Below are 7,871 nucleotides of genomic sequence, written 5' to 3' on the forward strand. Positions count from 1 at the left end.
GCTTTTGCGGTATGGAAGAAAGCATTACCTTTGCGGCCGATAACGCGGAACATCGCCTTCGGAATCCGTCTGCGGTTCCTGGGCGGTGGACACAGAATATATGAACGATTAAAACTTTACGCGTATGAAAATGAAAGACTTTCTTAAGCCCTCGCTGTGGGGCAAAGTGATGGTATGCGGCTGCCTGCTGCTGGGATGGAGCGCCTGCTCGGACGACGAGACGACGGGCGGCGGTTCGGACAACGGTACGGAGCTTCCGCCCATTTCCGAGGCAAACATGCCCGAGCGCAATCCCTATCTGGCTGCCGAACATTACAGCATCACCCACTTCAACTCGGCCCAAAGCGACGCTTTCCCATACAGCGTCAAGACCGGTACCTTCCAGGCTGACCCCGACCAATGCGAGGGAGGCTGGAGCGGCCCTGTCAACCTGATGACCCTTTCTTCAACCGACCCTGACTACATGTGGGGCATGAGCAGCGACCGCGTTTCCTATATCTATGTGGGCGACGGCTCCTTCACCCGTCTGGGCGAAGCGGCCCTGCCCGGTGTGCAGACGAAGACGGAAGACCAGCTGAAGACGCTGGTGGCCGACTACAGCTCGGTGGACGAGCTGCAGGCTGCCGTCACCTCCCTGCTTGGCGCCAATCCCCAGTTTGCCATGGCAAGCGGCAACTACGTGCTCTGCGACAAGGACAACTACGCTTACAGCAACATCGGCTCCACCGTGGTGCGCTACCGCCTGAAGAATGCTGCCGACCCCACCCAGGGCATCGAACTGGACAGCCAAATCAAGCTGAGCGACTACAATCCGAACATTATCACGCTGGTAGGAATGGTGATGACTTACGACGGACATCTGGTGGTGGTGTTCGGCCGTGGCATTCTGATCCTCACCCGTGACTTGTCCACCGTGATGGACTATTACCAGTTCCCCGAAGGCCAGCAGATTTCCAACTCGGTGGCCGTGGACGAGAAGGGTGGCATCTACGTGGCCAGCGGAAGCAAAACGGCCAACGGAGATGGGCTGATGCAGAAGCTGGTGTGGACGGGCAGCAGGCTGTCTGCCGACGAGGCCGACGGAGCCTGGCAGACCACTTACGACGGCGGCCCGCAGGCGCCTTCCATCAAGATGGGCATGGGCACCGGCTCCACCCCGACGCTGATGGGCTTCGGCGACGACGAGGACAAGCTGGTGGTCATTACCGACGGTGCCAAGCGCATGAAGCTGCTGGCCTTCTGGCGTGACGAGATTCCTGCCGACGCCCCGACGCCCGACCCGCAGAACCCGCGTCTGGCCGGACAGATTGAAGTGGGATGCGGACTGCCGGCAAGCACGGAATGGATTCAGTCCGAGCAATCGGTGGCCGTGGCCGGGTATGGTGCTTTCGTGGTGAATAACCTGACCTCGACACCCGGCGTGGGCGACAAGATTGTGGACGTGCTGGCCATCGGCCCCTTGCAGACACCGCCCGTGGGCGTGGAACGCTTCCAGTGGAACACGGCCGAGAATGCCTGGGAGAGCGTATGGGCGCGTGCCGACGTCAGCTCGGTGAGCATGATACCTGCCATCAGCACCGCCTCGAACATGGTGTTTGTCAGCGGTTACAGCAGTACCGACGGCTGGGATGTGGAGGGCCTGGACTGGAACACCGGCGCCACGCTGCACCGCGTCGTTCTGGGCAAGAGCAGCCGCGGCAACGGCGCCTATGCCATCATACAGTACATGGAGAACGGCGACCTGCTGTTCAACTCCGTCTGCGGAGCCTTCCGCGTGAAGCTCTGAGACAGCCCGTCCGTCCCCGGCGGGCATAGTCCGGAAACCCTCGTTCCTTTTTCGCACGGAAGCGGCGGTAGGAACGGGGGTTTCTTGCATGCGGAGCAGGGATATATCGCCCGAAAAGTTGTATATTTGCGCCCGCAAACCGACCGATAATCAAAGTAAGAAGGATATGAAGATAGGCATCATCAGTGCAATGGACAGCGAGCACCGCCAGCTGGCAGAGTGCTTGTCGCGAAAGCAGGAGGGCGGCGAAGGTCGCTTCCGCTATGTGGAAGGACAGTTGGGGACGAACGATTTGGTGTTGACCCAGAGCGGCATAGGCAAAGTGAACGCTGCCGTGGGGGCCGCAGAACTTATCCGCCGCTACGCTCCGCAGTGCATCATCAGCACCGGTGTGGCAGGAGGCATTGATACGGTCCTGCGGGTGGGCGACGTGGTGGCTGCCAGCCGCCTGGTCTATCACGACGTCTATTGCGGCAGCGACGGCGCCCACTACGGGCAGGTGCAGGGCATGCCCCACTACTATGAAACCTCGCCCGACCTGTTGTGCCGCGCCCTTGCGCTGAACGGGACCGACGGGCTGGAATGCCGCATCCACGGCGGGCTCATCTGTACGGGCGACCGCTTTGTGGAGAGCGCAGCCGAACAGGCCGACATCAAGCGCCACTTCCCCGACGGCCTGGCTGTGGACATGGAGTCTGCCGCCATTGCCCAGACCTGCTACATCTATGGTGTGCCTTTCCTCAGCCTGCGCATCGTCAGCGATACGCCGGGGGCGCACGACGACAACTTTGCCCAGTACAAGGACTTCTGGGCCACGATGGCCGAGCGCTCGTTCCGCACGATTCGGGCGTTTCTCACCTCCCTGTAGCCTATTTGCCGGACAGGTACATGCCGGCTATGACGAGCGCACCGCCCGTCAGGATGGCTGCGTTGATGCTCTCGCCCAGAATGAGCGTGGAGGTCAGGATGGAGATGACCGGCACCAGGTAGATGTAGTTGGACAGCACGATGGTGTTCAGCCTGCGCAGGCACATATTCCACAGCATGAAGCAGAGGAACGAGGCCACGATGCCCAGAAACAGCAGCTGGGGCCAGACGTCCGGACGGATGAAGGCCTGCACGCTGATGCCCGGCGCTCCCTGCCACAGCAGCCACGGGATGAGGGTGACGAGGCCGTAGAAGAACGTCTTGCGCACGATGAACAGGGACGAATAGCGTTCGCTGAGCGACTTGGTGATGAAGGTATAGAGCGTCCACGACAGGGCCGAGGCCAGACACAGCAGGTCGCCCACCGGGCTGAGGTTGAAGACAAACCGCCCGTTGAACACCACCGTGGCCACTCCGGCAAAGGCCATGACGGAGCCGGCGAAGAGCAGCCGCGAGGGCTTGACGCTGCGGGTGATGTAGCACTGGATGAGCGTGATGAGCAGCGGAGCCGTGCTGCAGAGCAGGGACACGTTGGATATCAGCGTGTATTCCAAGGCCGTGTTCTCGGTGATGAAGTAGAGCGTGCCGCCCGTCAGTCCGGCCAGCAGGCACAGCAGTTCGTCGCGCCCCGTGGCGGCAAACAGCCTGAACGGCCGGCTACAGAGGCAGATGCCGGCGTAGGCAAGGGCAAAGCGGTAGAACATGATTTCGGCCGGGCCTAGCCCCGACATCAGCAGTATCTTGGTGGAGACAAAAGTGGTTCCCCACACAGTGACAATGGCCAGGGCCAGCAGGTGGAGGGCTATGTGGGCATGGCGTGCCAGGCTCTCGCTGATAAGTTTACTTACATTCATGACGGTTTGTATTTGGACGGCAAAGTTACGACATCTGCCCGAATATTGTTGGAAGGAAGCCGGAAATCTGACTGCGGCGGGCCTTGGCGGCGGCTTGTGCGTGCAGAAAATGCGTGCGGGGAGCGGACATTTGGCTTAATTTGCTTACATTTGCCACTTGTACAAACAGAAGGAATCTAATTCAAAATAATGATTTAAGCTTTACTATCATGGCAAAAACAGTATTTATCACAGGCGGCTCCACAGGCATCGGAGCAGCCTCTGTCAGGAAATTCGTGGCACAGGGCTGGAACGTAGGTTTCATGGACATTAACACGGAGGCGGCTGCGGCGCTGGAGGCCGAACTGAACTGCCCCGACAGGCTCGTCTTTACGGAAGGAAACACCCGCGTGCGTGCAGATATTCATCGGGCGGTAGAGAAGACCGTGGCCAAGTTCGGCCAATTGGACAGCGTGTTTGCCAACGCGGGCATACACCGCGCCAACACCCTGCTCGACATCACGGACGAGGAACTGGACCTGATGGTTCAGACCAACATCTACGGCACGGTGAACACCCTGCGCGAGGCGGTGCCGCACATCATTGAGGCCGGAGGCGGCTCGGTGGTCATCAACGCCTCGGACCAGTGGTTTGTGGGCAAGGCGCACAGCTTTGCCTATGGCATGACGAAGGGCGCGTTGGGACAGATTACCCGCAGCCTCTCCATCGACCTCGGGCCGAAGAATGTCCGTGTCAATGCCGTGTGTGCAGGCACCATCCATACGCCGCTGGTGGACAACCTGTTCGAGCGGTTTGCCGCTGTAAACAACTGCTCGGTGGACGACTACTGGCGTGAGGAGAATGCGCTCTATGCCCGCGGTTCGGTGGGACGCCCCGAAGAGGTGGCCGAGCTGGTCTATTTCCTGGCTTCGGATGCTTCCAGCTTCTGCACGGGCGGCCATTACCTGGTGGACGGCGGCCTGGTGGCCGGCTGACGGCAGGCTTGTGGCGGAGAAAGAAAGAGAAAGTCCCCGGGAAAAGGCAACCTTTCCCGGGGACTTTCTTTGTAGGCGTGCGGGGGATTTCCCTCGCGCGTCAGATAATCTCGATGCCCTGCTCCTTGCACAGCTGCAGGCCCACGTCCTTCAGTTTGAACTTCTGTATCTTGCCGCTGCCCGTCATGGGGAATTCCTTGACGAAGAAGACGTATTTGGGAATCTTGTAGCGCGAAATCTTGCCCAGGCAGAAGTCGCGCACTTCGCTCTCGTCCATCGTGACGCCCTCGTGCAGAATGATGAAGGCGCCCACGGCCTCGCCGTACTTCTTCGACGGGATGCCGGCCACCTGCACGTCCTTCACGCCGGGCAGCTGGTAGAGGAACTCCTCGATTTCGCGCGGGTAGATGTTCTCGCCGCCGCGGATAATCATGTCCTTGATGCGTCCGGTGATGCGGTAGTTGCCCTGTTCGTCCTTCACGCCCAGGTCACCCGAGTGGAGGAAGCCGTTCTTGTCGATGACTTCGGCCGTGGCTTCGGGGTTCTTGTAGTAGCCCTTCATGGTGTTGTAGCCGCGGTTGCACATCTCGCCCTGTACGCCGACGGGGCATTCCTCGCCCGTCTCGGGGTCGATGACGCGCACTTCGGTGTGCTCAAAGTCGCGGCCCACGGTGGTGTAGCGCACCTCGGCGGGGTCGTCGATGCGTGTATGCGTCATGCCCGGCGAGGCTTCGGTCAGACCATAGACACTGGTCACCTTCATGAACATCTTTTCCTCTACCTGCTTCATCAGCTCAATGGGGCAGAGCGAGCCGGCCATGATGCCCGTGCGCAGGCTGGACATGTCGAACATGTCGAACATGGGGTGGTTCAGCTCGGCGATGAACATGGTGGGCACGCCGTAGAGCGCGGTGCAGCGTTCCTTGTGGATGGAGGCCAGCACGACCAGGGGGTCGAAGCGCTCCACCATGACTTCGGTGCAGCCGTGGGTGAGGCAGTTCATCGTGGCCAGCACCACGCCGAAGCAGTGGAACAGGGGCACGCAGACGCAGAGCTTGTCGTCCTGCGTGAACTTCATGTGCTCGCCGGTGAGGAAGCCGTTGTTGGCTATGTTGTAGTGGGTCAGCATCACGCCTTTGGGGAAGCCGGTGGTGCCGCTGGTGTATTGCATGTTCACCACGTCGTGGCAGGTTACCTGTGCCTTCAGTTCGTTCAGCCGGTCGTCGGCCACGTTGTCGCCCAGCAGGAGTATCTCGGAGGTGTTGTACATGCCGCGGTATTTTTCCTGTCCCACGTAGATGACGTTCTTCATGTAGGGGAAGCGTTCGCTCTTCAGGTGTCCGCGCTGGCAGGTGCGCAGTTCGGGCAGCATGGTGTAGGTCATCTGCACGAAGTCGCTGTCCTTCTCGCCGTTGACGATGCAGAGGGTGTGCATGTCCGAGTTCTGGCAGAGGTATTCCAGTTCGGCCTGTTTGTAGTTGGTGTTGACGGTGACGTAGACGGCGCCTATCTTGGCGCAGGCATAGAGCAGGGTGAGCCAGTCGGGCACGTTGGCGGCCCAGATGCCCACGTGTGTGCCTCGCTCCACGCCGATGGCGATGAGGCCCTTGGCCATGTCGTCCACACGGTGGTTGAACTGGCTCCACGTAAAGCGCAGGTTACGGTCGGAGTAAACAATGTATTCTTTGTCGGGTGTTGTCTCGGCCCAATGTTCCAGCCATTGGCCGAGGGTGCGTTCGTATAGCATGTTATTAGCGGTTAGTGGTTAGCGGTTAGTGGTTAGCGGTGAGCGGTTAGTGGTTAATATATTCCATCCGGATGGCTTTACTCACCACTAACCGCTCACCGCTCACCACTCCCTTTACACGGGTGTATAGATTACGGCCAGAATCTTGGCGGCTTGTCCTTGGTAGGCGTGTACGTGGTGGGGTACGATGGAGTCGTAGTAGATGGTGTCGCCTTCTTCCAGCAGGTAAGTGTTCTTTCCGTAGCTGATTTCCATGGTTCCTTCCATTACCATGATGAACTCTTCGCCTTCGTGCGAGGAGAGTACAAACTCGTTGTCATCCGAGGGAGCCACGTCGATGATGAACGGCTCCATGTGGCGGTCGGCCTTCGACTTGGACAGGGAATGGTACTCCATGTGCTTGCGGCTCTGGATGGCGTTGTTCGAGAAGCTGATGCTGTCGCTCGATTCCGACTTGCGGCAGATGGCGGGTCCCGTCTCGTCCTGGTCGTCGAGGAAGGTGCCGAGGCGCACGCCCAGCACGCGGGCAATCTTGATGAGCGGTGCCAGCGAGGGCAGGTCGATGTTGTTTTCAATGCGTTCAATCTGCTCGATGGCCAGGCCCGAGCGTTCGGCCAGTTCTTCCATACTGATGGACTGGTTTTCGCGGAGCGATTTGATTTTCTCTCCTACAATCTTGCTTGTATCCATAGTTCTTCCAGTTTATTATTCAAAATGCTAACTGTTTTGAAGTTTTAAAAGCACAAATGTAAGATATTCTTTTACTATTTGCAACGGTTTGTACGGAAAGTTTCTTTGGAGGTCTTTTGTGCGCCTCTTTTACTGCCTTTCCGTTACCCCGCAACCCCTCTGCATCCGTTTGCTTGAACAGCCGGCGGTGGACGCTTGCATGACGTCTGCCGGTAGCCGCGTCTGTCGGCGGATTTTTTTTCTTCCTTCGTTCTTCCCTTTTCATAGAATCCCTTATCTTTGCGCAAGTAGTAAAACGTTGTACTTATGAAATACCCGATTGGAATACAGAGTTTCGACCGCATCATTGAGGACGGTTATGTTTATGTGGACAAGACGGAATTACTTTATCGGCTGACTCACGAGAACAGCATCTATTTCCTGAGCCGTCCGCGCCGTTTCGGCAAGAGTTTGCTGGTGTCCACCCTGAAGAACTACTTTCTGGGTCGCAGAGACCTGTTCCGCGGGCTGGCCATCGAGCAGCTGGAGAGGGAGTGGAATGTATATCCCGTGTTCCATGTGGACTTCAATGGTTCTAATTTTACGCAGGCCGGTGTGCTGGAGCAGCGGTTGAACGGTTATGTGTCCGATTGGGAGGAAGCCTATCAGTTGCCTTCGGGCCAGGATGTGCTGGACTTGGGCGGCCGTTTTATGAAGGTGCTCGAAGTTGCCCACCGTCAGACAGGCCGTCGCGCCGTGGTCTTGGTTGACGAGTACAACAAGCCCATTCTGGACGTGCTCGATGCCGATGCCGAGCTGGAGAACCGCCACCGCAACGTGCTGAAAGCCTTCTACTCCGTCTTCAAGGCAGCCGACAGCCACTTGCAGTTCGTACTGCTGACGGGCGTGACGAA

General features: G+C 58.7%; 7 protein-coding genes. 4 read left to right on the forward strand and 3 right to left on the reverse strand.

What is annotated here, in order from left to right; all coding sequences use genetic code 11:
* Positions 1-124: 124 nt before the first annotated feature.
* Complete coding sequence (locus tag Q1Y74_RS12460) at positions 125-1,786, forward strand: hypothetical protein (protein WP_300814633.1); 1,662 nt, start codon at positions 125-127, stop codon at positions 1,784-1,786.
* Between the two features lie 166 nt (positions 1,787-1,952).
* Positions 1,953-2,654: a 5'-methylthioadenosine/adenosylhomocysteine nucleosidase gene (locus Q1Y74_RS12465; RefSeq protein WP_300814634.1), complete on the forward strand. Its 702-nt coding sequence runs from the start codon at positions 1,953-1,955 to the stop codon at positions 2,652-2,654.
* Between the two features lies 1 nt (position 2,655).
* On the opposite strand, the gene Q1Y74_RS12470 is transcribed toward Q1Y74_RS12465, so the two are convergent.
* A complete protein-coding gene (locus tag Q1Y74_RS12470) occupies positions 2,656-3,567 on the reverse strand; it encodes a DMT family transporter (protein ID WP_300814635.1) in 912 nt (303 codons plus the stop codon).
* A gap of 209 nt (positions 3,568-3,776) precedes the next feature.
* Here Q1Y74_RS12470 and Q1Y74_RS12475 point away from each other — a divergent pair, with 209 nt between their 5' ends.
* Positions 3,777-4,541: an SDR family oxidoreductase gene (locus tag Q1Y74_RS12475; protein WP_300814636.1), complete on the forward strand. Its 765-nt coding sequence runs from the start codon at positions 3,777-3,779 to the stop codon at positions 4,539-4,541.
* Positions 4,542-4,641: 100 nt separating this feature from the next.
* Here the strand turns inward: Q1Y74_RS12475 and Q1Y74_RS12480 are convergent, their stop codons facing one another.
* The gene (locus Q1Y74_RS12480; RefSeq protein WP_300814637.1) at positions 4,642-6,288 is read right to left on the reverse strand and encodes an AMP-binding protein; all 1,647 of its coding nucleotides are present in this window, start codon (positions 6,286-6,288) and stop codon (positions 4,642-4,644) included.
* Between the two features lie 114 nt (positions 6,289-6,402).
* Positions 6,403-6,978 (reverse strand): XRE family transcriptional regulator, encoded by a 576-nt coding sequence (locus Q1Y74_RS12485; protein WP_300814638.1) that lies wholly within the window; start codon positions 6,976-6,978, stop codon positions 6,403-6,405.
* Between the two features lie 306 nt (positions 6,979-7,284).
* Between Q1Y74_RS12485 and Q1Y74_RS12490 the strand changes: the two genes are divergently transcribed.
* A partial coding sequence (locus tag Q1Y74_RS12490) for an AAA family ATPase (protein WP_300814639.1) occupies positions 7,285-7,871 on the forward strand: 587 nt, incomplete at its 3' end.

It is taken from the genome of uncultured Bacteroides sp. (assembly GCF_949298305.1).
Taxonomy (GTDB): domain Bacteria; phylum Bacteroidota; class Bacteroidia; order Bacteroidales; family Bacteroidaceae; genus Bacteroides.